We start from the raw sequence: 24,762 nt of genomic DNA, 5'->3' as shown, positions 1-24,762 counted from the left end.
TATACCTCACACTCAATTCACAGGTAAGCTATTGCCATAAAACAATAATTTAACCCAATGTGTTATTAAGGATCCATTGTTGAACGGTAGTAACCCTGCAATTTCTTCCCCATCAATATCACCACCGTCCATGTTAACTTTGGTGCTACTTACTGGTTTGTCTGCAATGTCGATCAGTATTTTCTTACCGTCCTTGCCACAAATGGCTGAATATTTCGACGTAGAATACAGCGTTATACAGCTATCAATTTCCGGCTATATCGCAATGAATGCGGTTGTTCAGTTTGTGATAGGCCCACTTTCTGATCGTTTTGGTCGTCGAACGATGATGCTTTGGGCCTGCATGATTTTCGTTCTCGCTACCATTGGCTGTTTGTTGACTGACAATGCATATGTCTTCTTGTTTTTTAGGACACTTCAAGCTGTTGTCATTAGCGCAGGCGTTATTGCCCGCGCCGTAGTAAGAGATATTGCCGATGAGCGTGACGCAGCCAGTATGATTGGCTATATCATGATGGGGATGTCGATGGTACCTATGATAGGGCCAACACTCGGTGGGTTTCTTGGCGAATGGTTTGGCTGGCAAGCTAGTTTCATTCTTTTGCTCATCTCCGGCATTGCTATTAGTATATTAACGTATGTTGATATGGGAGAAACTGCGCCACAAACCCGCTCATCACTGGTACAACAAGTCAAAAGCTACCCAAATATACTTAATAACCACGCTTTCTGGGCTTACAGTTTAATTACAATGTTTGCTAACGGTACCTTTTTTCTCTTCCTTACAGGCGGCCCTATTATTGGGTCTGTCGTTTTTGAAATGTCACCATCTGTATTCGGCTTATACTTTGCGTTTACACCATTAGGGTACTTAATTGGTAACTACTTATCGGGTCGGTTTTCGAAACACTATGGTATGCAGAAAATGATTGCAGCTGGTATTGTTTTCGCCGCGATTGGCTTAGTGGCTATCTTGCTGCTGAGTTACTCAGGGTTAACAACGCCCATCATTTTCTTCGGTTTGATGTTTTTAGTTGGCCTCGGTAATGGTCTTATCTTACCGAATGCCACTGTTGGAATGCTATCGGTCAAACCAGAATTAATTGGTTCAGCCTCAGGGCTTGGTGCAGCAATCATGACGGGAGGTGGGGCAATTTTATCTACCAGCGCGAGTATCGTTGTCTATTCTGGTTCAGGCGTCACTCCAATGGTATGGCTAATGCTGCTGACCTTTGGCCTAGTCGCTCTACTTTACTGGTGGAGTTGTACTATAAAGGTAGAACACAGTCATCGCTAAAACACCAAACTTTCTCGATAAACACGCTTACCGACATTACAATAAAGCCCAGCATAGTTGTTTTCTTTCTAGTTAAAACTATGCTGGGCTTTATGATCACTAACATCAGTACAAGTTGTTACCTTGGTCGAGTAACATACTCATAGTTATCACCACGACGCTTGTAGTAGTGGTTATCAATAATCGCATAAGTTGCACCTGCAACGATCGCAAACGTAGCAATTTCTGGTAGCCGACTACGATGGTAATGGCGATGCCTTGGTGCTTTTTTAACTATCACCACCTTTTTGTGGTGCTTATGATGTTTATGGTGCTTATGTTTGTGATGCTTTTTGTGTTTATGGTGATGCTTATGGCCATGTGCCTCAGCTACATTTGGAACAACCAATCCAAACGATAAAATCAGGGTTGCAACTACCCCATTGACCAATGCTTTTTTCTTCCAGTTACCTGGTTTTAACCACTGTTTCATGGTTTTCTCCTCATTATTTATGACGTTAGAATACGTCTCGAGAAGAAAAACAATGTTCGATTAATGTCAATTTATGGTCGTAGGAATGTCAGTAACCATAAAAACATTAATGGGTAATCCTAAGCTATTGAATAATCGGTAACGATAGACATATACAGTTACAACTATTAGCTCATCATATGCAACCAGACGCTAAGATATCAACAATACCAATACTGCTAGCTGAAAAGTTCTGACAATATTTAGCTAAAAGCTGTTAGCACTCACTTTATTTTTTTGAAGTGTTGAACCAAAACATTGCAGTATATATTTAAGGTGGCTCTTACTCATTGGTTTAGCAAAGTAAGCCCCTTGTGCCACTAAGCACTGCTCTTTACGTAGAAAGTCTTCACTCTGTATCGATTCAACCCCATTTGCGATAACACCAATCCCCATTTTTTTTGCCATCGAAATAAGGGCAGAGACAATTAGCTCATTTTCACGGCTCGGGTGTATAAAAAAAGAACTATCTATTTTAAAGCCATCAAGTTTAAGCTCTGACACTAGCTTCAACGACGTTTGACTAGCGCCCACATTATCAAGCCATACATCAAAACCATGCGCTTTCACCTTACTAATCATACATCTAACATCTTTAACATAGTGAACAAAGCTAGACTCCGGTATTTCAATACGAAACAAGGATGGTTTAACCTGATGATTATCCAAATACCTTAGAATTCGATCAAAGTTAAGCTGATCCATAACTTGCCTTGTTCCTAAATTAAGCGAAAAGTAAAAATCATCACTGACGTACTCGCGCACGCTTTCGTAAAAGTTTATAACTTCAATGATTTGCCATCGGGTTAGTTCATTTAAAATATTTAGGCCTTCAGCAATTTTAGTTAAATCTACTGATGAAATAACGCCAAACTCATCATCTTGCCAGCGGATCAAAACTTCAACACCTACCAGTTCATAGTCCGCTAAATTAAACTGAGGTTGAAACTCAAGGAAGTAGCCACTTAATGACTTTAAAGTACTCTGAAGTTTGTTTTCAAGACGATAGCGGTACTGAATACCTAGATCCATGGCATGATCATAATGAACATAACGCCCTTTACCACGCCGCTTTGCTTCATATAATGCTATGTCTGCATTTTTTATTGACTGCTCTACCCCCTTAGCGTCATAACATTGAAAAACACCAATACTGGTATTCACATAGAGCTCATTATCATCAATTAGAATAGGCTTTTTTACTGCAGAAATTAAACGGTTTGCGATTAATTCAACTTCTGACTTTCCATTGACATCATTAAGATAAATAACAAACTCATCACCTCCGACTCGTGCCACCATATTTTGTGGTTTTAATGAGATGATCTTGTCTTTGATTCTCAGCGAAGCACGTATGCGATAGGCAACTTCGATCAATACTTTATCGCCAATTTGGTGACCATAGTTATCATTTATCGACTTAAATCCATCTAAGTCCATGAAAAGAACAAAATAATTGGTTTCTCGATGCTCTTCGATTGTTCTTTTAAAGAGATGCCTATTGGGTAAAAATGTTAAAGCGTCATAGTAGGCAAGCTCTTTGAGTTTTCTATCATGATCTTCAAGTAGGTGGCACAAGCTATTAAACTTGCCTATCATCGTACCAATCTCGTCCCCCTGTCTCTTAACTTTAAAAGGTCGATAATCCCCTTGTTTCATGCTAGCAATATGACGAGTTAACTGATAAATCGGTGATATTAATCTTTGACTAATAATAAATACACAAGCTGAAGCAAACAGCACAGTTAACGTAAAGTATATTATTGAGCGCTCTGTAAGGTTAGCTTTATGATTATCCAATTGATTAATAATATTTTCGTTTGCTATCCGAGTAATTCTAATGACATCATCAAGCGGCATCGTTATATATATCCCAGCAATCACAGACTCATCGATCATAACGGGATAACCGATATCAATCGAATATTCCCCCTGATAATTGTAGGTACTTCCAATTTTAATGCTATTTACAACAGCACTATTATCAAACACCTCACCCACTTTAATATTTTTATCCGTTCCATCATGAATAATAATACCATCATGATCAAAAATAATTACGTCTTCAATTATTTCATAACGATGTAGATGCTCAACCATTAAATTAACATGTTCAAAGTCAAGTAAGTATATTGAATCTTTCAACTCATTACTTAAATATCCAGACAATAGTAAACTGTTACTATCTACGATATCTTTATAACTACTTCCAATGATAGACTGAATCGATTGCGCAGATTGTTCCGTACCTTTCTTCAGTTCTTCTAAATGAACGAATAATAGAACTGCCATCGATAAAGTTATAATCGTTGCGATTAGTAAAACATTTTTTGTTGCCCACCCAATTCTCATATTGTTATACAGCTATAGTTCGTTTCAAAAAAGAAGAGTACTTTCAAGCAATCGTTCATCGGTTTCGCTTAACTCACTAAAACGGCTTGTTCTTTGATATTTTTTTAGCGCCTTATGAGCAGAAGCACTCTCATGTGCCTGTAAAAGTATGTCTCTTATCGCCGTTTTATGACTTGCTGGTAATGTTGAACGAACTAACATGTATGACCGTGGTACAGATGGTGTTTTATAAATCAACTTGAGTGCTTCTTTTATGCGAATAGGCACATCCTCATTATCCTCCCAATTCACACTACTTAACACCCCAACATCTACTTTTCGATGATAGACCCAGGTTGAAATATTAACCTCATTATGCCTTCTCGTGAAATCAGATGAAAATACATAATTCACCATAGAAGGCTCACCGACCTCTTCCAAATCTTGGATGTGATTAACTGGCAATTGGTGCTGCTTTAACGCCACCATTGGCAAATAATATCCGCTGGTTGAGCCTGGATCTTCAAACACTATTTTCCGTCCAATCACATCTTCAATAACATTAATTTCACTATCTTTCCTTGTGATGAAATAACTATTATATCGAGAAACGTTCTTTTTCCACCGTAATAGTATTGGCTCCATCACTGTCTGCTGATAAATCTGGCTTGCGCCATATAAAGTTTCAGAAACAATATCAACCTCACCTCTATTAATAGATTTAATCATATCTTCTATATTCGTCTTAACAATAATCTCATAGCTTTGATAACCAAAAACATCCATTTCTTTTTGCAAGTACCCCATTAAAGGCTTTGTTTTTATTATATGTTTAGATGGATGGTTACTAATAACACCAATAGAAAGTGTACGAGTATCTTCACCCATTGAAAATACTGACCAACTTAAAAAACACCCCAACAGTAATATGATTAAAATGTGCATCGGCCGTTCCATACTAAACACCTTGTATATAATACTAGACAAGGAACAACACTTTTGTAGTTCATTAAATTTATGAATGATGAATCAAGTTTATATCCCCTTGGGTGATGTATATTTTTTTAGGCATCAACGGAGTAATATTCAGCCRCCAACTAATGATAAATGTATTACTAATCATTGATTAATAAAGATAAGCTGTTAATCGATGCATATTTTCAACGTCAATTTATCGTCACTTTTAGCACAAACCACACGAACACTGAATGTGTCTTTTTGTGATCTCTCGCACTATTATTTCTTGATTTATCGCTTTTCTAGCCCGGTTTATCCCCCGGTGTCTGACTCATTATCTCATTATGAGATATGAATCTTTGCTCATGTTTCCTTTAGCGCCTAGAATTACCACGCCGAATTATCCTCTTATAATAGAAACAATGAACAGAAAAATAACGCTACTAGCTGCAGGGCTACTCCTTGCAGGTTGCTCGATGCCTTCTTCCCAACCTGGTTACAACGCCTCAATGATCATCACCAATGGTCAACTCCTTACCATTAATGACCATAAGAAAGTTATTGATGATGGTGTTATCGTTATTCAAGACGACACCATTATTGCAGTGGGTGATGAAAGCCTTCTCAGCCGCTATCAAGCACCAAAGGTGATAGATGCTGAAGGTGGTATCGTGATGCCTGGGATGATAAACACTCACAATCACCTACCGATGATTGCATTTCGCGGCCTAGGTGAAGAAGGGATTTCCAACCGCCTATTTGCCTACTTCTTTCCACTTGAAAAAGAAAAGTTGAGCCGAGAGCTCATCTATGAAGCAACAAGACTTGGTGCCGTTGATCTAGCCCAAAGTGGTGTCACAACCTACGCTGATATGTACTACCATATGGACGATATGGCGCGTGCAACAAAAGAAGTTGGTTTACGTGCCGTACTTGGTGAAACAGTAATTAAGTTCCCTGTCATCGATGCTCCACAACCATATGGCGGCATTGAATATGCTAAAAACTTCATTGCTGAATACCAAAATGACCCCTTGATCACTCCCGCCTTTGCACCACATGCGGTGTATACGGTTTCAAAAGAAAAGCTTCAAGAAATCAACCAACTATCTCAGCAGCTGGATGTACCAGTATTAATCCATGTCGGAGAGTTTGGCAACGAAGCAGAGCGCATTAAAGGTAATGATGAGCAACTTAGCCCTGTCGCGTGGCTACAAAAAATTGGTGTGTTAGATAACCGTATGGTACTCGCGCATGGTATTCATTTAAATCAAGAAGACATTGATTTAGTGAAGGCAGCCGACGCCAGTGTAGCCTACAACCCAATGGCTAACGCCAAAGGTGCAACCGGTATCGCTCCCGCTTGGGACATGTACCAACAGGGTGTTCGCATGGGATTAGGCACCGACGGGCCAATGAGCTCTAATCAGGTCGATTTATGGCGAACACTTAGCTATGCCGCCAACATGCAACGGCTTAAGCATGAGGATCGTACCATTATGATCCCAGAGCAAGTGATCGAACTCGCGACGATTGGCGGTGCTAAAGCTCTACATATGGAAGATGAAATCGGCTCGTTAGAGGTTGGAAAAAAAGCTGATATCATCATTGTCGAGACCCAGTCGCCAAACATGATGCCAAACTACAACCCATACGCAACCTTGGTATATCAGGCAAACCCGAGTAATGTCGCCACCACTATTGTGAATGGTGATATCGTGATGGAAAACCGCCAAATTCAAAATATTGATATGGCCGAAATGCGTGAGTCGGTAAAAATAATTGAAGCAGACATTGCAGAGTTTGCGAAAGAGCTGTCAAAAAAAGCGATAAAATCACCTAGCTTGATGAAATAGCTTGATACTTAAAAAACAAAGGGGGATGCATATTGCCCCCCCTTTTTATTACATTTGACTACCCATAACAGCCCTTGTTAGAAACTCGTCAAGAAGTACGGAATAAGCAGTGCATTGACTAAATCAATAAAGAAAGCACACACTAATGGCACGATTATGAAGGCCAAGTGCGAATTACCGTATCGCTGTGATACCGCAGACATGTTTGCCATTGCGGTTGGTGTTGAACCTAGTGATATCCCACCAAAACCCGAACATATTACCGCCGCGTCATAATTCTTACCCATCGCAGGGAAAACAATAAAAAGGTTTATTAAGATAGCGACGATAAACTGCGCTGCCAATATGGCAAAAATAGGTCCTGCTAAGTCAATTAATGTCCACAATTGCATGCTCATTAACGACATCGCAAGAAACGTACCTAACGATATATCGGCTATTAACGCAATGGCGGGTTTCCGTGTAGGCCAAACTGTACCCGATATTCGAGGGTAAGATGAAGGAACAAGGTTAGTAATAACAATACCGGCAAATAAACAGGTAACAAATAGAGGCAGTTGTAAACCTAACTCGCCGATTGCACCATTAAGAAGGTAACCAAAAATGGCACAGATATGAATGGCTAGAATGGCATCCAGAAAGTCAAACGCTGTGATGGATTTATCACCTTCATCTGACACTCCAATGTCCAGTTCTTCATGATGACTAGGAGAGAGTTGATAACGGTTAATTAAAAATTTAGCAATTGGCCCGCCCATTAAGCTCGCTAGTATCAAGCCAAATGTCGCACTGGCGATACCAATTTCCATCGCATTAGAAATACCATATTCTTCAGCGACACGCGGCGCCCAAGCAATTGCCGTCCCATGCCCGCCAATCAACGAGATACTTCCACCCAACAAACCAACGGCAGGGTCCAAACCAAACAACCCCGCAACACCTATACCAGTTAGGTTTTGAACGATCATATAGCCAATAGTAATCGCGAGTAATATCACTAATGGCATCCCACCACGGAGTAAATCTTTTAAGCTGGCGTTAATCCCTATGGTAGTAAAGAAGTAAACCAGTAATACATCACGCGCAATTAAATTAAATTCAATCTCAATATTGGTAATAAAGAAAAACAGGGCAATAAGTACAGAGAACAAGATCCCACCAGTAACCGGCTCTGGAATACTGAACTCCTTGAGTATCGGGATGACATTATTGAGCCGCCGCCCAACAAACAGTACGACAATGCCAATTGTAACAGCAAAAAATCCATCTAATCGAAGGATGCTGTTCACCCAATCCATTTCCATTCTTTACCCCTTAACTTTGTGTATTCTTAGCTTTTAACTCAGGCTGACATTTAAATACCTTAAATATAAATCTGACCTTTAAGGTATAAAACGCCAAAACCAGAAACCAAGACTCGGTCATCAACTACATTGCAATATAGTATCCCTTCCCTTAACGAGACTTGATTAGCCACCAATTTGTTTTTTGACAGCCTTTTTGCCCAGAAAGGTGCTAACCCTGAATGAATTGACCCCGTTACTGGGTCTTCATCCCCACCATTTGCAGGCCAAAAGTACCGAGAAACAAATTCATAATCGCCGTTCTCATTATCAGCTTGAGCTGTTACCACAACATCAAATGGCGCCAACGATTTTAATTGCTCTGAGTCATAGGAGAGCTCTCTAACCTCACATTCCGAGGCCATTATTGCTACATAGGCTTGGCGATTTCGTAGCACCTCAATCGGCTTATGGGATAAACCTGCAAATAATGCTTCGGGTATGTGATTCAAAGGCTCAGGGCATTGGTTGGGAAAACTCATTTCAATGCGGCCATCGGCTTTCTGCGTCACCAACAAGCTTCCAACCTTTAAGGTGGTATATTCTATTTCACCGGTACAACCTAAGTGGTTAAACAAAACATAGGACGCAGCCAATGTTGCATGGCCACAAAAATCGATCTCGGTAAGCGGTGAAAACCAACGAATTTCATATTTATTGACAGCAACCACTTTAATAAATGCGGTTTCTGACAAATTATTTTCTGATGCAATCTTTTGCATTAAAACGGCATCTGGCCATTCCTTTATTGGAATAACCGCTGCAGAATTACCTTTAAACTGTTGTTGAGTGAATGCATCAACAACAAAAATGTCCATATTCACTGATAAGTTCCTTGTTAAAGTGCCTATCGCCCTAGTCTATTGGGGCAAGTTTAGACACTGTCGAATTCCATTTATCTCTTTGCTTCTGGGTCGAGTTTAATACTGGACCAATATAGGTTGATGAAACCTGTTTAATCCCACAAAACCCCAAAACTGTGTGCTTTAATTGCTTGTGTACAGCATTCCCTTGAAACCAGCGATAGTAAAACGGTGGTGTATCCATCGTAACAATCACATCTGCAGTTCGACCTTTAAGCAATTTTTTAGGGATTGATTTGTTCTTCTCATACTTAAATGCAAAACCGGGCAATAAAGTGCGGTCAATTAAGCCTTTTAATTTAGCAGGCATTCCTCCCCACCACATAGGCAAAACAATAACAATATGCTCAGCCCACAATAATGACTGCTGAAATGAAACTAAATCCGGTTCGAGTTTTAAATCGGAGCCAAAACCACCATTCAGGTTAGGCTCAAATTCAAGCTCACTTAGGGAAATATGTTTGACGTCATTATTTGTCGGGCAAGCCTGTATATAGCTATTAACCAGTTCACTGCAAAAACTGACTGATTTAGGGTTGCCATTAATCACTAATATTTTTTTCATCTCGATTTATCGCCTTATAAAAAGGACAGCATAAACCTTTCCCCACAGGGCAGAGTCAATCAGTTCCTAAGCATTGTTGGATACTTTTCCGGTACCCTTCAATTTTATCTTTTTGCTGAGTTAATCGGAGTATTTCTGCGTCGATAGAATGTTGCTTTTGAGATAAAAGCTTAATGACTAACGGCCAATCTAGCTCGCGGTGACCCACAGCAAGTTGTTTTAAATCCGATAAGCTTACACCTAATGCTTGCGCATCTTTGATTAGCTTAACAAATTTAACATCACCATCATCGTAAACACGGTAGCTTCCGCGCCTTTTGATGTTCAAAAGCAAGCCGATAGATTCATATAGCCGAATTGCTTTAGGCGATGCCCCAGAACGTTTCGATATTTCGCCAATATACAACATCTACCCCTTAGTTAATTAATCCTTAATAAACAATAGTATACTATTTACATCGCCCTTTTATTAAAGCAGATTTGTGTTTTGTTTCTGCCTTAAACGACATTTATTGTAGATATTTAGAAGGGATTAAGACAATTCGAACGGATAATAGAAAGTGCAATGGAAAATATAACAAAGCCTTGCCAGAACAAAAGTTCCAACAAGGCTTATTCATTTACTGAGCCAGCAATGGAGTCCGCTCAATTTACTTCTAGCTGAGGCTAGTTAAATTTAATCTCAGACATAGCCTGCTGTAAGTGAAGGCTCGTTGTACAAATATCTCCGTCATGGTCATGTCCATGATGGCTATTTAGATAGCTAACAACATTCATTGTATTGTCTGTCATCGCTAAACCTGCATTGCTCGATGTTAGGTGTGCTGGTGTACCTTGGTATATTGTCGCTTCCACCTGAATATCTTTAATATTTTCAGGTTTTACTTTATATGGGCTGCTATCAAGCACTGTAAAGTTTGCATACTTACCAATATCAATCGTACCAATTTCATTTTCTAGTCGAGCGGTATATGCGGCATCGATGGTAATGGCACGCATCGCTTCATCAACAGTAATACGCTCTTGCTTACCAACCGCTTCACCTGATAAACCTGTACGGTTCACTGCTGCCCACATCAGGCTTAAAGGCTGTGCTGGTGCCATTGGTGAATCAGAATGCAGTGATAACGTACCACCAGCATCAATGAATGAGCGTCCTCGTGCCATTGTTTCAGCACGTTCTTTACCTACACCTTCTTCAGAGTACAGCTCAGCTAAAATGTGAGTGTAATATGGGTTAACACTAAAGTTAGCCCCTAACTCAACCGCTTTTGGAATATCATCTTTATCTGTAATACCTAAGTGATGAAAACCAGTACGGTGATCTTCACGCGCATATTCTTTATTCATTTTTTCAAGAATATTGATCGCAGTTTCAAACCCTAAGTCACCATTAGCATGAACATAGATGGTGTAATCATCTTTCCAATAAGGGCGCATGCTTGCTTCAAGATCAGCCGGTTCTTGAATCCACTCACCGGCATGTCCATCTGTGTAACCATCTTTAAGCTGCATTAGCTGGCTATACATCGCACCGTCAGCAAAAAGCTTAATAAACTTCGGTAACCATTTTATATTCTGGCCGCTATAAGCTTCATGTTGAGTTTGTCCTTCGGCGATAGCCTTACCTTTGATTGGATCATTACCCGCCATCATGTAGGTAAAGTTACCAGCAGGCATTAGCCAATAATCCATAGGGAAGAAGTCATCTTCTAAAATGCTAACGACTTGTTCAAACATCTCTGGTGTCGCAATTACACCAGGATCAATGGCTGTCGTGATACCGCCTGATTGCGTGTAATCCCTTGTTCGCTCCATCCCTGTTGCAAACATACCGCTTTCAACAAGGAACTTTAACATGTCGTTCAAGATGAGTTTAGCTCCCGCTTCAAAGGCATGGCCACGTTCCCAATCTAGCTGCGTATAAGCATGTCCATCACCTGACCAACCGTCTTCGTTCCACCCCATCATTTCCATTGCAGCATCATTAAAGAAAAGCTCATGGAAGCTCCGGTGCCAAACAATGATTGGGCGCTCTTTTGAAATACTGTTCAGTAATTCACGGCTCATATTATTATCGTGGAAGTAATTATGGTAACCCCAAGACACTAACGGTTGTCCTTTTGGATGATTTTTTTCAATTTCAGTCAAACGCTCTACATATGCATCATGGCCTTGAACACCTTCGACTTTAGCCCAAGGTAAGTCCCAATCGGCAGGCGTAATAAATTCAGTGCTCAATAGAATACCCATCATCCATAAGTGGATATGTGGTTCGACAAAACCAGGCGTCAGCACTTTATCTTCAAATTCTGTGTTTACCGAAAAGCCTTTCTTTTCTGCATATTTATTTTCAAGGTTCTTGCGCTTACCAACATCTAAGATTTTTCCGTCTTGAACAGCGATCGCATTAACCTTGCCATAATCATTTTCCGATAATGTAACTATGTCGTTTGAGACAAACAGAGTAATTGGGCTATCTGGTTGGATCGCCATAGCGGGCATTGACATAACACTTGCAATGGCCGTAGACAGAAGTAACTTTTTCATTGTTTTGCCTATTATTTTTAATTTATAAATTGTTATAAGTAAGCGAACTTACGTTCGACTCACCGATATTTCTCTTCTATACCCCTACTATAGTCATGAAATTCCGTTTGAAGTAATGCATAATGAAGGGGAAAACCAATCATTATTATCGTGAGGCAACACGCATGTTTTCTTATGAGCATTTAAAGTCGTTTTGTGCCACTTATGAAGCGCACAGCTATAGCGGTGCAGCACGCATACTCAATAAAGATAGAACAACCATTCGTGAACAGATAAAAACGTTAGAAGATAGTTACTGTACCGAACTATTCACTATTGAAGGCAAAAAAGCGCGACCAACGCCTTTTTCTGACTCGATGTACAAACAAGCTAAATTGATTGTAAGAAGCAGCGAACGACTCGACTTAAGAATGATGACGGCTTATAAGCATGAACTTAAATCCATTGATATCTATCACGACTCTTTAATGCCCAATGGACTAGTGCTTGAGATTGAAGAATTCATGCTAGCAATGTCTCCAAACATTATTGTGAATTGGCTACACAGAAACAGAGATGAAGCGTTAACTGCAGTTTCAAATGGACACAATAAAGTCGCAGTCATGCAGCATAGGATGTTCAATGTATCTGATTATGCTGTGGAAAATATTAAACTCGGCGATGTCGATATCAGTGCTTATGCAAGGCCTGAAAGTATTTTATTTCAGCAAAAGAATATCTCAATGGAAGATCTTGAATTAGAAAAGCAATATATTAGTGAAAACCATTCTATTTCAATGCCCGAATTTTTAGCTATATCACCAAACCTTCGGGTGGTAAGTAATAACGATATGTTGCTTGAGTTAGTAAAAAAACATGGATGGGCTTTGATGACAACGTCTACCGCGGAGCCATCTGTTGCCACTGGTGAAATTCAAGAGTTAGCATTTAAAGAGCTCACAAAATCGGCCCGATTTGGCCTGAGCTTTTTTTATCCATCAACATTTGAGCAATCAGCCATTTATGACGGGCTACTGAACGTCATGCAGTCATATGCAAAAAAACACCTGTGAATAATAATTAAACTGGCTAGCTAGTAACTAGCCAGTTTTTCGCAGGTTATTGCCCTGAAGCAATAACCTTTTCGGTTATTTCACCAATTAACCCAGCCTGAACCAAATCGAACTCAATATTCTTGCCCGAGTTTTGAATAGCTTTAACATTGTATTGTAATTGTGTGAAATCATCTCCCCACTGGTAGCGAAGTAAGGTTTCACCGGATTGTAAATGGTAGTTCACATTATATTCAGTCGCGTAACCTGCCATCTCACCATTCACCGGACGGTTTGGCGCATCGTGCGGAATTTTGAATGTGATCGAATCAAGTTTCACCATACCGTTAATAACACTGGTTGGCTCTGTTAAGTGGCCATAGAAATACGACGAGTGTATAAATCGGTCTTCAGGGTTTGCATTCCCCCCTGTACCTAAGTTTGTTTGCGAGTATTGCCCTTCTAACTCTCCCCACCCACGTTTAGAACGTTCAACATTCGCTAGGTGTTGGTCATAGTCTGGCTGGTTGGTCATCACCGTGTATTGTGGTCCATGCCAAATACGTGGGCCTTCAGCTCTAAATTCAATAATCGCAGAATCACCCGTAATGTCTTGCAAACTAATATGCAGTGCAATTCTTACAGGAACTCCCGGTACAAACTCGGTATTCGGCGCGTTACCTTCAACAAACTTCACGGCGTCATCTACCGTCGAATATTGAGAGAGAATATGTTTTAGATAAGTTAATGTACCAAAGTCTTCTGCATGCTTTGAGTCTGCTGTATCCATTCCCGCATCGTAAAGTACATTACCACTTAGGCCGGCACTATTTATGCCATCAGTCAGTTGGCCATAAGTCGTTGTGCCTGTGACATCATATTGGGAGGACATTGTATTATTATTGTCAAGATGCGTCACATAAGAAGATGATTTAGGGATATTAACTAGTGTAGGGTTAGTCTGTTCTGACCAATCGAGTGTACGAGATACAAAAGTACCATGATCTTGTGTATTCCATAACAGTCTTGTGCAAGCTTCTGCCGCTGTTACAACACCTAACGATAAAGTCCCAACAATAGCGGTAGTGAGTAATTTCTTGTTCATGGTATCTAACCCTATTCATGTAATAAACAAGGTTATGATTGCATCTAACTATCAATCATAAAAATACAAAACGATGGATAAAATCCATCATAATTCAGACCTTCTTTAATTGAAATGATTTCTAGCCACCACTTTGATCGCCTCAATAACAGGGTGTGTTTCAAGACCAACAGGAAAGTAAAACGTAAACCCAAAATTTAGGTGGTCTGCCATTTCACTCACATCAAGACGCAGTAGTTCACCACTATTAACAAAAGGCTGTGCCAGCGCAGTACTAATAATTGCCCAACCGTCATGTTTTACCATCTCGGTTAATAAATCATTGTTACTGATTAAATGATAGCGAGGAGAGACCACGTACAAACCGGGCAGTGTATTAAAATCATTCTCACTGATGTATTGCTTTTCAAGCGCTAAGTCATCAATAGTGATGTTCTTCAAATGCCCAAGTACGCTTCGCCTACCGGCATACACAGCCAATTCACCATAACCCAATGAAAAGTAGTTGATTGGTTTACCTGTCGCATTAACATTCTGGTGTTGCATCAATGCAATACTACTATTATCTTTTTCTATAAATTCAAAAGCTTCTTCTCTATTTCGATGAAGCCAATTAATTTTTAGTTCAGGAAAGTGTTTGGCTAGTTCATGCTCGATTTTAATCGCCAGTTTATTGGGTAACGATACATCATGATAAATATTAATTAGAAACAGTTCTGCATCAAACGCTGCTTGTAATGAGCGATTTAAACACTCGCTACTTCTAACAAGCTTTTCTGCACGTAGGTAAATATGGTGTGCAGTGGGTGTTGGCATGGCCTTCTTGCCGTCAATAACAAACAAAGCGACCGCGTAATAGTCTTCTAGCGCTTTGACTTGATCGCGTATAGTGGTTCGATCTTTACCCAGCTTCCTTGCTGCAGCACTGTAGCCCCGCTCTTCAAACGTGGTACAAAATGCAAGTAAATGCTCATACGAAAACATCATTAGCCCCCTAAAAACGCAAACTATTATGATTGATATTATCCATCATAATAGTTAACTAGAAGCGATTTTTGGCATTTAAATTGAAATTTGATAACTAAAGTATCGAAACGTGACCTTTAGATGGGAAAATAATTAAAAAAGGCCAAAAGTGACGCTTTGGCCTTTGATTAGTTATTTACTCGAAAGTAATGTGTTGTCTATAGAGCACGACTCATCAGAAATTGAAACTAAGTGCGTAAACTAATCAACCGAGCTTCTGGCATTTAATAAAAATGAAATTTGGATTTTTGGATAAGTACTCATACTTTTCCGGTGAAATCTCTTTCACTTTTTCCAACACCTCACCTTCAGAGATTTGCGTAACAACCAAGCCATTTTCTGTCAGCGCATTCATTATTTCAGTTAGCGAACGACGATAAAAACTCACCTCAACAGGTACACCAACGGTGTCCCACTTCTCGGTAACACGCTCACGATCGAAATAATTGCCCGTTGTCGAGCATTCAAAATCTGCGAATGGGTGGTGGGTTGAAAACACAAATGACCCACCCGATTTTAATACACGGTGAACATCGCTAAACAACGGCGAAAGGTCTTCAAGATAATGCACCATCAACGGTGAAATAACGAGATCGGCACTCTTGTCGATTTCTTGCGGGAGGCCTTTCGACAAATCTTGCGCATACGCTGTAACTTTGTCGCTCACTCCAGCTTTAGAGGCTTTGATATTAACCAGCTCAACCATTTCTGATGAATAATCAATACACGTTACCTTTTTTACGCCATGCGCCAACATATATTGCGCATACACCCCAGAGCCACAGCCAAGATCAACCACATCAAGATCCGTCAACGCTGGTAACATCGCCTGAAGAGTCGGGCGCTCTAAATACGCATTGTAGATATTGCCTTGAATGACTTCGTCATATTCATTGGCGAACGTTGAATACATCTCTGATTTCATAATACCTTCTTAATATAACTACCGTTAAAAGAATGCCGCGGTACGCAGATTCTTTTACAGTATCTACTGACTACCAACAAGTACTGATAGTGATCGGTATCAAGTTAATACATATTAAAGCCATTCAGTCATAGGACTTGGTTTAATCACAAAGGTTTATTGATTACCCAAGCTCGAATGTCGTCACACCAAATGTTCTGTCAACCGAGATGTCTGGAATACGCTGGGTATACATTCTCGCGGTGGTAAATACAGGTTCTAAGTGTTGCTTTTGAGCAAGCGCAACAGCCGCGACATTCACTTCAGGCACATCTAGATATACATTATCAGAGGTTTTAGTCTGGGCTTTTAAACTCAAAAAAATGTCCTCCGCGACTAATGCGTCATTAGCAAACAGTGGACCGATTTTATAACCGTTGCGGCATGGCCGCATAACCCCATAGCCAACTAACTCACCGTGTTGCTTAACACCTAATGCGACTGAACCTGTTTGATCTAGCCAAGACTTCAAAAATGCAGTTCGTTTCGTTGGGAAGTAATCGCAGTCGTAGCGCTCCACTACTTCAAATGGCAGATCCGTAAGAGAAACAATATCACCATCTTTGATGTCGGGTGTGCTTCCTCCACCAATACCTTCATAGCGAATATTGCCATATGCGTAGTCAAACCCAGATTGCCGGTAGTTAGCTTGCTGCTCAACGACACCATCTAGACCAATGTTACAGCCTTCAAGATATATTAACCCTGCTTTCCAAAGTGCCAATCCATAGCCTTTTCCACGATGTTCAGGTTTCACAATGTAAAATCCAAGAAAACCGTAGCTCTTGTCATATTTTACGACCGAAATAGAGGCAATAGGTTCATCATCTAAGTAACCCATTAAAAAACCACTCGGGTCAGCGGCATAAAAGGACTCAATGTCATATAAGCCGGGATTCCACCCTTCCTGCGCAGCCCAGTCAATGGCAAGTAATAAGTCATTTTTTGACATGGTTTTTATATGGTAGTTATTTTGCTTCATAGTCCGCTCCTTGATATGGCTGCCTTAAGAATAGCTGACAATCCATAACGCAAACGGCAGAGCTAGTGGGAGCAGTGCTGGGAGGTAATCATAAAAGTTGGTATTGAAGATAGGCAATTAAAAGCCTCTAACCCAGAGTAAAATCGACGGATTAAAGGCTTTAATGCGGAAGGTGGATAGATCGCGACTACTTGATCGGCATGGTTAAATAACGCTCTAAACACAGTCCATAATAAAGGCGGTCATCAAAGCCATTATTAAATTTATAATAATTCACAGCTCGCCCCTCTTGTTCAAAGCCACACTTTTCGAGTGTTTTATAAGAACCAACATTGCTGCCATAACAGTCAGCAGAGATCTTATGGGCATTCAACATACTGAAAGCGAGTTGGGTTAACGTTTTACATACTTCGGTTGCGATACCTTTATGCCATGCGTGTTCAGGCAATTGATACCCAACTTCAAAGTTGCCTTCTAATAACATCACTTGGGTTAATCCACCCATCCCCATATATTGGCCATTCTTGTCGCTAATGATCACTGTTGGGTGTTCTGGCCAGCGTCCTTCAGCGATTGCTGATTGAGTATCTTCAATGATTGGCTCAAAAAATGCGCGATATAGCTCTTCTGGCGCTGGAGCAAAGAATAAAAACTCTGTGACCTTCGGGTTTTCAAGCATCACAAGAATGTCAGCCAAGTCATCGGGGGTAATCAGCTTAATTGAATATTCTGATGTTAAGGCAAGACTTTTGCCTTCTAGTAGTTCATCGAAAAGCATGGTTTTCTCTTTAACACTAATTCTTTGCCGTTATTGTAAATCACTAAATGTATTGGTTCTTGAAAAAAAACGACAATATGAGGGGGATCGGTTTAACCACAAACTAGTCTTTAGCTTGCTGCATAGACTCTAACCGTTTCAAAAGTCTACCGAGGCTCATGTCTAAGTTTTTATATTCCGAAGCAGATAGCGTATCAAGGAGCTCCGTTTCCCATTCCACGGCGCATGATATCAAACGACTGAGCAAAGATTCCCCTTCTGCCGTCAACTTTACTTCAATACTACGGTGGTCGTGATCGGCAACTTCTTTAACGATAAGCTGCTTACCCTCAATTTTATTTAAACCTCGTGATACTTTCACTTTATCCATGTAGGTAATCTCAACCAGCTCCTTCGCAAGTACTGGTTGATGCTCTCCTATTGCCGCGATTAACCGCCATTCGGTGCGTGTTATTCCAAACTCTGCGCTGTAAACGTCAGAAAAACCACGGCTAATCAGATCAGCTGTTTTCACTAACTTATAGGGAAAGAATTCCTGTAACTCAAAACTGGATTGATCCTTCATCTTAGTAGCTATCCCTAAACGACCGATATAATTAACTAATATTAACCAATTTCACTTCTTGTTACAGCTAGAAAAAGCAAAAGGTAGCTTTGTTTTTCGTTAAGTTAAGCTTTTATGGGTATTAGGTATAAATGAAAAAAGCCACCGCCATGACTTTCACTCAAAGAGAAAGCTAGGTTATGGTGGCTTTACTTATTAGATGTAAAAATTTACTGCTTCGCTAACTCTTTATTTAATTCTTCAAGATAATAGCTATATGCCGCTTCACCATCAACCTTACGTTTCTGTGCCGTTTTGTACCAATTTTCCTTTAAGCCAACGGTTAATACTTTAACTTGCTCAATCATCGCTTCTGGTGCCTGCGAAAATTCATTGCCTGATTCAAGTGCCGCTTCAACGCCTGCGTCATCAGCATCATCCATCATCTTGCCAAATAGCCGAGACAACTTCTCACCTGAAACTGCCATAATTGCAGCTTTATCTTCAGGTGAAACACCTCTTAGCGTGTCTTTGTTCATGACGATCCCAAAGCTTCCGCGGTATAGGCCTCCGGGCATAGCCATGGTATAAGGTGCAACTTCATGAAGACGAAAGCTTTTCAATACCTCAAGTGTTAAGAAAGTACCATCGACCACGCCTTGAGCCAGTGATTCGTACACTTTCGTTGGCGGCATCGAAATAGGAGAAACGTTAAAATCTTTCGCTATCGCCCCTCCAACACCACCACCGATACGGTATTTCTTTCCTTTTAAATCATCAACATTTGTCACTTTATCACGTGAGATAATTTGCCCCGGACCATGTACACCAACGGCTAGAACATCGACACCACGGTGCTCATTGCCCTTTCTTAAATAATTATCATATGTACGCCAGTAAGCGACAGAGACTAATTCAGAACTGCTACCCTCAATGAACAACGGAATTTCTGGTAACTGTGTTAACTTAAAACGGCCGGGCTTTAATCCGTGGAAGAACCAACTCACATCAGCAATACCATCTGTAACAATATCCACCTGTGACTGCGGAGGACCTAAATCATAATTAACATTAATTGTAACTCGACCTTCCGTTGCTTCTTCAACCCACTGCCCCCATGTAGGCCAAACGTCCGTATTGATACCGTGATTGGGTGAACCCCAAGTACTAATTTGAATCACTTTCTCCGGTGCAGCGACCGCACTCCATGAGGAAATCAATAATGAAGTGGCTCCAACTAATAACGCTGACTTTAACAATGACATATATTAATCCTTCAATTAAATATTACTATTTACCGTGGAATAGCAATATAAACTTAAACTACATAGAATAAGGCAGATGATAAGGTTATATTTAATATAATTAAGTTACGTTTCTTCACCTGCAAATTCAAAATCTTTCATATATTCTAAGCGTTGAGCTAGTCTATTTAATGTTAAATACATTTCTTTATATTCAGATGCAGATAACACTTCGAAAAGTTCAGATTCCCACTTTACTGCCCGTGGGATCAATTCGTTATACAGCGACTTTCCTTTTACCGATAAACTAACCTGCACACTCCGTAAATCATTTTCAAACACTTGTTTTTCAACCAGTGACTTATCAACTAATTTTTGTATCCCCCTAGAGACTTTAACTTTATCCATGGAGGTGTGCTCAACAAGCTCTTTTGCAAAAGCAGTTTCAAGAGATCCAATTGATGCAATTAATCTCCATTCAACACGGCTAATTCCATATTCTTTTATGTATATCTCTGAAAATCCGCGACTCACTAAATCAGCAACACGAACTATTTTATATGGGAAGAATTCGTGTAAATCGAAATTATTATCTTGTTTCATGCTCGCCCCTACAGTCAGGCGTAATACAACACTGTATTACGCCAAGAACTTGTTATATACCCGTCAACTGTACATTAACTGTGGTAGATATAGTGCTACCCCAGGAATCATTACAATGACGGCTAATCTCACCATATCGGCCACCCAGAAAGGCACTACGCCTTTGAAAATCGTGGATGTTTTAATGTCTTTAATCACCCCAGACAGTACGAACACATTCAAACCTACTGGTGGTGTTATCAAGCTTATCTCTGTTACAACAACAACAACAATACCAAACCAAATTGGATCGAAGCCCATCTGGACAACCACAGGGAAGAAGATAGGCACTGTCAGCAGCATCATCGACATGCTTTCAAATACACAGCCCAATATGATGTAAATCATCAAGATCACCGCCATCGCAAGGTATGGTGACATCTCTACCGCTTGGATCATTTCAATTAATGAATCAGGTAAACCTGCACGATTTACAAAATTTGATAGAATCAGTGCAGAAATAACAACGGCAAATAACGATGCTGAGGTTTTTGCGGTATCCAGCAAAATGTCTCGCAGCACTTGATAGTTCAGCGCCCCTCTGAAAAACGCTAAAGCAAATGCACCACATGCACCAATACCTGCAGCTTCTGTTGGCGTAAACGCACCGATATAAATCCCGCCCATCACCAACACAAACAATAGAATTGTTGATGAGATGCCTTTTAAAGCAATAAAGCGTTCTTTCCAGCCCATCCGTTCACCCGGAGGCGCAGAATTTGGATTACGATAGACAACCCATTTTACAGCCATTAAATAGAGCACAATACCTAATACACCGGGTATAAAGCCCGCAGCAAACAGTTCACGAATACTGCTTTCAGTCAAAAGGCCGTAAATGACCAACATGACACTCGGCGGGATCAAAATACCAAGCGTACCACCAGCCGCAATAGAGGCCGATGCTAACCCGTCTGAGTAGCCATATTTACGCATTGGCGGCATCGCAACCTTCGCCATAGTGGCAGATGTTGCTAAACTGGAACCACAAATTGCTGAAAAACCACCACAAGCCAAGATAGTCGACATCGACAACCCACCTTTACGGTGACCGACAAACGCATTACATGCTTGATACAGCTCTTTTGATAGTCCAGCTTTAGTCACAAAGTTACCCATCAAGATAAATAACGGTATAACCGATAAGCTGTAGTCTTGCCCTGTATCAATAATTCGCCTAGCCGCCATCGACATGGCTGCCATCCAGTTATAATCAACGAGATACCAAAAACCGAAGAAGCCAACCACGCCCATCGCAAACGCAAGTGGTAACCGTAAAAACACCATAACTAGCAGGCATGTGAACCCTATAATTGAAGCAATCATCCGTTATTTCCTTCAGTTATTTCCTTGTTAGCCACGTGTCGCTCCGTATTCCCACTTACCATTTTTTTTGCATACACCATGGCATTTGCTAATGTCAGAAATCCGCCAACAGCACCTGTTATTGCAATTAAATAAGTTACATAGCCCGTAGGAATTTCTAATATTTCTGATACTTCTTCATATTCCAGCGATCGACCTGCTAATTTCCAGTTCGTCATTGCAACTAAAATTAACGCCGATGAACACACTAGATTAATCACGACTTGGCGTATATTGACCCACCGCTTAGGAAAGTAGTTATCAAGCAAATCAACACTAATGTGCTCTTCACTCCAAGAGACTAACGGGAATGCCATAAACACCATCACAGCTAACAAGACTTCAATTAATTCTGTGGCACCGTTAATTGGCATATCAAAAAAGTAACGACCGAACACATCAATAAACGTGATGATCATCATTAACATCAAGCTGAGGGCGGCAAGGGCTTCTAGCCCTCGCTTGATGCCCGTGGAAATACGAGCATTCATCATTACTCACCTAACACAATTAGTTGATCTTGATAGAAGTCATACGCAGCAGGGCCATCAACCTTGCGCTTCTTCGCCGTTTTATACCAATCTTTTTGTAGGTCTTGCCCTAACACTTTCAGTTCAGCAACCATTGAATCTGGTGCTTCACTAAATGTATTCCCAGCCGCTTTTGCAGCGACTACTGCCGCATTATCAGAGTCATCCATCATTTTTCCGAATAATCGCGACAGCTTTTCGCCAGATACCGCCATGATCGCTTCACGATCTTCTTTTGAAACCCCACTCAAGGTGTCTTTGTTCATCACAATCGCAAAACTACCACGATAAAGGCCGCCAGGTACCACCATGGTGTAAGGCGCAACTTCGTTAAGACGGAAGCTGCTGAGTGATTCAAGGGTTAAGAACGTGCCATCAACGACGCCCTGTGAAAGCGATTCATACACCTTCGTGGTCGGTATAGACACCGAGGTGACTTTCATTTCTTTTGCAAGCGCACCAATTACCCCACCACCGATGCGGATTTTTTGCCCGCGCAGGTCATCCAATGATTTGACCTCTTCACGAGTAATAATTTGACCTGGGCCATGAACAGCAACAGCCATGACATCTAAGCCACGGTGCTCACGCCCTTTACTTAAATATTTATCGTAAGTACGCCAGTAAGCAACGGATGAAATTTCTGAACTAGCACCCTCTGTAAAAGTCGGTATTTCAGGCATTTGTGTCAGTTTAAAACGTCCTGGTTTATGTCCATGGAAGATCCAGCTAACTTCACCGATACCATCAGTTACCAGATCAACCTGAGATTGTGGCGGCCCTAGGTCATATTCAATTTTAACCACAACACGACCATCAGTAGCTTCTTCAATCCACTCACCCCATGTTGGCCAAATAATTTTGTTCACACCATGATTTGGCGATCCCCAAGTACTAATTCGAATGACTTTCTCTGGTGCGGCAAAAACATTCCATGACGCGGACAGCATAGCAGTAGCGCCCAGTAGTAGCGCCGTTTTTGAAACTGACATACATCCTTCCTTTTGGTTTCACTTGTAACGATATGTTACTAGGGTAATTGTTATTGATTTACTTGCTTATTAACCATCTATTAACAATAAAACATGCTAATTAAGAAGTATCAATGGGTATTTCATTAGACTTTAGTCTAATTGCGCTCTGAGTTTGTTAGCAATATTGTTAATGAAAGTTTAGTTTCATTTGTAACTAATATTCCAAGTGAAATACTAAAAACCCAAAAAGGACCGACGCCACTGCTCAACAAGCAATCAACATAACGCTCGGTTCACTTACTGTTTGAAAGGATGCTAGAGATGACTAAGAAGTTTGCTTCACACGCTGATGTAGAAATTAAGAACGTCAGCTTTGATAAATTGGCTGAAGGTGTTTATGCCTACACGGCTGAAGGCGATCCAAACACAGGTATCATCATCGGTGATGACAGTGTAATGGTCATAGATACCCAAGCCACCCCGGCAATGGCACAAGATGTTATTGACCGTATTCGTGAAGTCACTGACAAACCAATCAAGCATATTGTTTTAAGTCATTACCATGCAGTACGTGTATTGGGCGCATCTGCTTACGGTGCAGAAAACATCATTGCAAGCCAAAACACTTACGATCTTATTGTTGAACGTGGTCAACAGGATTATGAATCAGAAGTTGGCCGCTTCCCTCGCCTATTTGCAGGCGTAGAAACAGTTCCGGGGCTAACATGGCCAACGGTTGTTTTCGACAAAACCATGACGCTATATATGGGCAAACGTAAAGTTGAAATCATGCACCTTGGCGCAGGTCACACTAAAGGTGACACCGTTGTATGGCTACCCGAAGAAAAAATCCTATTTGCTGGCGACCTAGTTGAATACGGAGCAACCCCCTACTCTGGCGATGCTTACCACAAGGATTGGCCAAATACCCTCGATAACCTACTTGCACTAAATCCTGAGCAACTTGTTCCGGGTCGTGGTGAGGCACTTACTACACCTCAGCTATGCGAAGATGCCATTGAAGGAACACGTGCATTCGTTAGTACCATGTTTGAAACCGTTAAAGCGAGTAAAGAAGCGGGTAAATCACTGGCTGACTGCTACCGTGACACCTATCAAGTGCTTGCGCCTAAATACGCTGAGTGGGTTATTTTCGAACATTGCCTACCGTTTGATATTACCCGTTGTTACGACGAAGCCGGCGATTATGTAAACCCTCGTATCTGGACGGCAGAGCGCGACCAAGACATGTGGCATTCACTACAAGACGCACTGTAAACCGCCAAGGAATGGAGGATACACAA

General features: G+C 40.8%; 23 protein-coding genes. 4 read left to right on the top strand and 19 right to left on the bottom strand.

The features are described 5' to 3' along the window. Positions 1 to 79 precede the first annotated feature (79 nt). Positions 80 to 1,297 carry a multidrug effflux MFS transporter gene (locus tag L4D78_RS08950; protein WP_428466589.1) on the top strand — a complete coding sequence of 406 codons (1,218 nt, stop codon included), beginning with the start codon at positions 80 to 82 and terminating at the stop codon, positions 1,295 to 1,297. A 118-nt stretch (positions 1,298 to 1,415) separates the two neighbouring features. On the opposite strand, the gene L4D78_RS08945 is transcribed toward L4D78_RS08950, so the two are convergent. The 3 genes from L4D78_RS08945 to L4D78_RS08935 form a co-directional block, all read right to left on the bottom strand. Then, a complete protein-coding gene (locus L4D78_RS08945; protein ID WP_428466588.1) occupies positions 1,416 to 1,769 on the bottom strand; it encodes a VPA0510 family protein in 354 nt (117 codons plus the stop codon). A gap of 246 nt (positions 1,770 to 2,015) precedes the next feature. Further along, positions 2,016 to 4,100, bottom strand: coding sequence for an EAL domain-containing protein (locus tag L4D78_RS08940; protein WP_428466587.1), 2,085 nt, complete (start codon positions 4,098 to 4,100; stop codon positions 2,016 to 2,018). 84 nt (positions 4,101 to 4,184) lie between these two features. Beyond that, entirely contained in the window at positions 4,185 to 5,096 is a 912-nt protein-coding gene (locus L4D78_RS08935) for a phosphate/phosphite/phosphonate ABC transporter substrate-binding protein (protein ID WP_428466586.1), read from the bottom strand. A 476-nt stretch (positions 5,097 to 5,572) separates the two neighbouring features. Here L4D78_RS08935 and L4D78_RS08930 point away from each other — a divergent pair, with 476 nt between their 5' ends. Further along, positions 5,573 to 6,952: an amidohydrolase gene (locus L4D78_RS08930; RefSeq protein ID WP_428466675.1), complete on the top strand. Its 1,380-nt coding sequence runs from the start codon at positions 5,573 to 5,575 to the stop codon at positions 6,950 to 6,952. 77 nt (positions 6,953 to 7,029) lie between these two features. On the opposite strand, the gene gltS is transcribed toward L4D78_RS08930, so the two are convergent. The 5 genes from gltS to L4D78_RS08905 form a co-directional block, all read right to left on the bottom strand. After that, positions 7,030 to 8,250: a sodium/glutamate symporter gene (gene gltS, locus L4D78_RS08925; protein WP_428466674.1), complete on the bottom strand. Its 1,221-nt coding sequence runs from the start codon at positions 8,248 to 8,250 to the stop codon at positions 7,030 to 7,032. 65 nt (positions 8,251 to 8,315) lie between these two features. After that, positions 8,316 to 9,119, bottom strand: coding sequence for a PhzF family phenazine biosynthesis protein (locus L4D78_RS08920; protein ID WP_428466585.1), 804 nt, complete (start codon positions 9,117 to 9,119; stop codon positions 8,316 to 8,318). A gap of 31 nt (positions 9,120 to 9,150) precedes the next feature. Next, on the bottom strand, positions 9,151 to 9,723 hold the full coding sequence (locus tag L4D78_RS08915) for an NAD(P)H-dependent oxidoreductase (RefSeq protein ID WP_428466584.1): 573 nt from the start codon (positions 9,721 to 9,723) through the stop codon (positions 9,151 to 9,153). A 55-nt stretch (positions 9,724 to 9,778) separates the two neighbouring features. Beyond that, positions 9,779 to 10,132: a MerR family transcriptional regulator gene (locus L4D78_RS08910; RefSeq protein WP_428466583.1), complete on the bottom strand. Its 354-nt coding sequence runs from the start codon at positions 10,130 to 10,132 to the stop codon at positions 9,779 to 9,781. 257 nt (positions 10,133 to 10,389) lie between these two features. Then, positions 10,390 to 12,273 carry an amidohydrolase gene (locus L4D78_RS08905; RefSeq protein WP_428466582.1) on the bottom strand — a complete coding sequence of 628 codons (1,884 nt, stop codon included), beginning with the start codon at positions 12,271 to 12,273 and terminating at the stop codon, positions 10,390 to 10,392. 122 nt (positions 12,274 to 12,395) lie between these two features. Here L4D78_RS08905 and L4D78_RS08900 point away from each other — a divergent pair, with 122 nt between their 5' ends. After that, positions 12,396 to 13,325, top strand: coding sequence for a LysR family transcriptional regulator (locus tag L4D78_RS08900; RefSeq protein WP_428466581.1), 930 nt, complete (start codon positions 12,396 to 12,398; stop codon positions 13,323 to 13,325). Positions 13,326 to 13,371: 46 nt separating this feature from the next. Here L4D78_RS08900 and L4D78_RS08895 read toward each other — a convergent pair whose 3' ends face one another. From L4D78_RS08895 to L4D78_RS08845, 11 genes are all read right to left on the bottom strand, one after another. Beyond that, complete coding sequence (locus L4D78_RS08895; RefSeq protein ID WP_428466580.1) at positions 13,372 to 14,409, bottom strand: linear amide C-N hydrolase; 1,038 nt, start codon at positions 14,407 to 14,409, stop codon at positions 13,372 to 13,374. Positions 14,410 to 14,514: 105 nt separating this feature from the next. After that, positions 14,515 to 15,396 (bottom strand): LysR family transcriptional regulator, encoded by an 882-nt coding sequence (locus L4D78_RS08890; protein ID WP_428466579.1) that lies wholly within the window; start codon positions 15,394 to 15,396, stop codon positions 14,515 to 14,517. A gap of 244 nt (positions 15,397 to 15,640) precedes the next feature. Further along, positions 15,641 to 16,360, bottom strand: coding sequence for a class I SAM-dependent DNA methyltransferase (locus L4D78_RS08885; RefSeq protein WP_428466578.1), 720 nt, complete (start codon positions 16,358 to 16,360; stop codon positions 15,641 to 15,643). A 163-nt stretch (positions 16,361 to 16,523) separates the two neighbouring features. Beyond that, a complete protein-coding gene (locus tag L4D78_RS08880; protein ID WP_428466577.1) occupies positions 16,524 to 17,381 on the bottom strand; it encodes a GNAT family N-acetyltransferase in 858 nt (285 codons plus the stop codon). A gap of 187 nt (positions 17,382 to 17,568) precedes the next feature. Next, on the bottom strand, positions 17,569 to 18,159 hold the full coding sequence (locus L4D78_RS08875; RefSeq protein ID WP_428466576.1) for a GNAT family N-acetyltransferase: 591 nt from the start codon (positions 18,157 to 18,159) through the stop codon (positions 17,569 to 17,571). 103 nt (positions 18,160 to 18,262) lie between these two features. Next, on the bottom strand, positions 18,263 to 18,724 hold the full coding sequence (locus L4D78_RS08870; protein WP_428466575.1) for a MarR family winged helix-turn-helix transcriptional regulator: 462 nt from the start codon (positions 18,722 to 18,724) through the stop codon (positions 18,263 to 18,265). A 209-nt stretch (positions 18,725 to 18,933) separates the two neighbouring features. Continuing rightward, positions 18,934 to 19,968: a TRAP transporter substrate-binding protein gene (locus L4D78_RS08865; protein ID WP_428466574.1), complete on the bottom strand. Its 1,035-nt coding sequence runs from the start codon at positions 19,966 to 19,968 to the stop codon at positions 18,934 to 18,936. A gap of 105 nt (positions 19,969 to 20,073) precedes the next feature. Beyond that, the gene (locus tag L4D78_RS08860; RefSeq protein ID WP_428466573.1) at positions 20,074 to 20,550 is read right to left on the bottom strand and encodes a MarR family winged helix-turn-helix transcriptional regulator; all 477 of its coding nucleotides are present in this window, start codon (positions 20,548 to 20,550) and stop codon (positions 20,074 to 20,076) included. Positions 20,551 to 20,613: 63 nt separating this feature from the next. Next, entirely contained in the window at positions 20,614 to 21,915 is a 1,302-nt protein-coding gene (locus tag L4D78_RS08855) for a TRAP transporter large permease (protein ID WP_428466572.1), read from the bottom strand. Beyond that, positions 21,912 to 22,448 (bottom strand): TRAP transporter small permease, encoded by a 537-nt coding sequence (locus tag L4D78_RS08850; RefSeq protein WP_428466571.1) that lies wholly within the window; start codon positions 22,446 to 22,448, stop codon positions 21,912 to 21,914. Before L4D78_RS08850 ends, L4D78_RS08855 begins: the two co-directional genes overlap by 4 nt. Then, positions 22,448 to 23,476, bottom strand: coding sequence for a TRAP transporter substrate-binding protein (locus L4D78_RS08845; RefSeq protein ID WP_428466570.1), 1,029 nt, complete (start codon positions 23,474 to 23,476; stop codon positions 22,448 to 22,450). The genes L4D78_RS08850 and L4D78_RS08845 overlap by 1 nt, the downstream gene beginning before the upstream one ends. Positions 23,477 to 23,779: 303 nt before the next feature. On the opposite strand from L4D78_RS08845, the gene L4D78_RS08840 reads away from it, so the two are divergent. Further along, positions 23,780 to 24,736 carry an MBL fold metallo-hydrolase gene (locus L4D78_RS08840; RefSeq protein ID WP_428466569.1) on the top strand — a complete coding sequence of 319 codons (957 nt, stop codon included), beginning with the start codon at positions 23,780 to 23,782 and terminating at the stop codon, positions 24,734 to 24,736. Positions 24,737 to 24,762: the final 26 nt, after the last annotated feature.

Source organism: Photobacterium minamisatsumaniensis (genome assembly GCF_050336695.1).
GTDB classification, from domain to species: domain Bacteria; phylum Pseudomonadota; class Gammaproteobacteria; order Enterobacterales; family Vibrionaceae; genus Photobacterium; species Photobacterium minamisatsumaniensis.
The sequence above is the reverse complement of the archived record's forward strand: the minus strand, read 5'-3'. Positions and strand labels throughout refer to the sequence as shown.

What these genes read in the sequence shown, in the direction of transcription:
- L4D78_RS08875 (WP_428466576.1), bottom strand. Translation starts at nt 18,159, where the DNA reads ATGCTTTTCGATGAACTACTAGAAGGCAAAAGTCTTGCCTTAACATCA.
- L4D78_RS08850 (WP_428466571.1), bottom strand. Translation starts at nt 22,448, where the DNA reads ATGATGAATGCTCGTATTTCCACGGGCATCAAGCGAGGGCTAGAAGCC.
- L4D78_RS08870 (WP_428466575.1), bottom strand. Translation starts at nt 18,724, where the DNA reads ATGAAGGATCAATCCAGTTTTGAGTTACAGGAATTCTTTCCCTATAAG.
- L4D78_RS08855 (WP_428466572.1), bottom strand. Translation starts at nt 21,915, where the DNA reads ATGATTGCTTCAATTATAGGGTTCACATGCCTGCTAGTTATGGTGTTT.
- L4D78_RS08890 (WP_428466579.1), bottom strand. Translation starts at nt 15,396, where the DNA reads ATGATGTTTTCGTATGAGCATTTACTTGCATTTTGTACCACGTTTGAA.
- L4D78_RS08840 (WP_428466569.1), top strand. Translation starts at nt 23,780, where the DNA reads ATGACTAAGAAGTTTGCTTCACACGCTGATGTAGAAATTAAGAACGTC.
- L4D78_RS08900 (WP_428466581.1), top strand. Translation starts at nt 12,396, where the DNA reads ATGAAGGGGAAAACCAATCATTATTATCGTGAGGCAACACGCATGTTT.
- gltS (WP_428466674.1), bottom strand. Translation starts at nt 8,250, where the DNA reads ATGGATTGGGTGAACAGCATCCTTCGATTAGATGGATTTTTTGCTGTT.
- L4D78_RS08865 (WP_428466574.1), bottom strand. Translation starts at nt 19,968, where the DNA reads ATGTCATTGTTAAAGTCAGCGTTATTAGTTGGAGCCACTTCATTATTG.
- L4D78_RS08935 (WP_428466586.1), bottom strand. Translation starts at nt 5,096, where the DNA reads ATGGAACGGCCGATGCACATTTTAATCATATTACTGTTGGGGTGTTTT.
- L4D78_RS08915 (WP_428466584.1), bottom strand. Translation starts at nt 9,723, where the DNA reads ATGAAAAAAATATTAGTGATTAATGGCAACCCTAAATCAGTCAGTTTT.
- L4D78_RS08910 (WP_428466583.1), bottom strand. Translation starts at nt 10,132, where the DNA reads ATGTTGTATATTGGCGAAATATCGAAACGTTCTGGGGCATCGCCTAAA.
- L4D78_RS08860 (WP_428466573.1), bottom strand. Translation starts at nt 20,550, where the DNA reads ATGAAACAAGATAATAATTTCGATTTACACGAATTCTTCCCATATAAA.
- L4D78_RS08885 (WP_428466578.1), bottom strand. Translation starts at nt 16,360, where the DNA reads ATGAAATCAGAGATGTATTCAACGTTCGCCAATGAATATGACGAAGTC.
- L4D78_RS08880 (WP_428466577.1), bottom strand. Translation starts at nt 17,381, where the DNA reads ATGAAGCAAAATAACTACCATATAAAAACCATGTCAAAAAATGACTTA.
- L4D78_RS08895 (WP_428466580.1), bottom strand. Translation starts at nt 14,409, where the DNA reads ATGAACAAGAAATTACTCACTACCGCTATTGTTGGGACTTTATCGTTA.
- L4D78_RS08940 (WP_428466587.1), bottom strand. Translation starts at nt 4,100, where the DNA reads ATGGCAGTTCTATTATTCGTTCATTTAGAAGAACTGAAGAAAGGTACG.
- L4D78_RS08905 (WP_428466582.1), bottom strand. Translation starts at nt 12,273, where the DNA reads ATGAAAAAGTTACTTCTGTCTACGGCCATTGCAAGTGTTATGTCAATG.
- L4D78_RS08945 (WP_428466588.1), bottom strand. Translation starts at nt 1,769, where the DNA reads ATGAAACAGTGGTTAAAACCAGGTAACTGGAAGAAAAAAGCATTGGTC.
- L4D78_RS08930 (WP_428466675.1), top strand. Translation starts at nt 5,573, where the DNA reads ATGCCTTCTTCCCAACCTGGTTACAACGCCTCAATGATCATCACCAAT.
- L4D78_RS08845 (WP_428466570.1), bottom strand. Translation starts at nt 23,476, where the DNA reads ATGTCAGTTTCAAAAACGGCGCTACTACTGGGCGCTACTGCTATGCTG.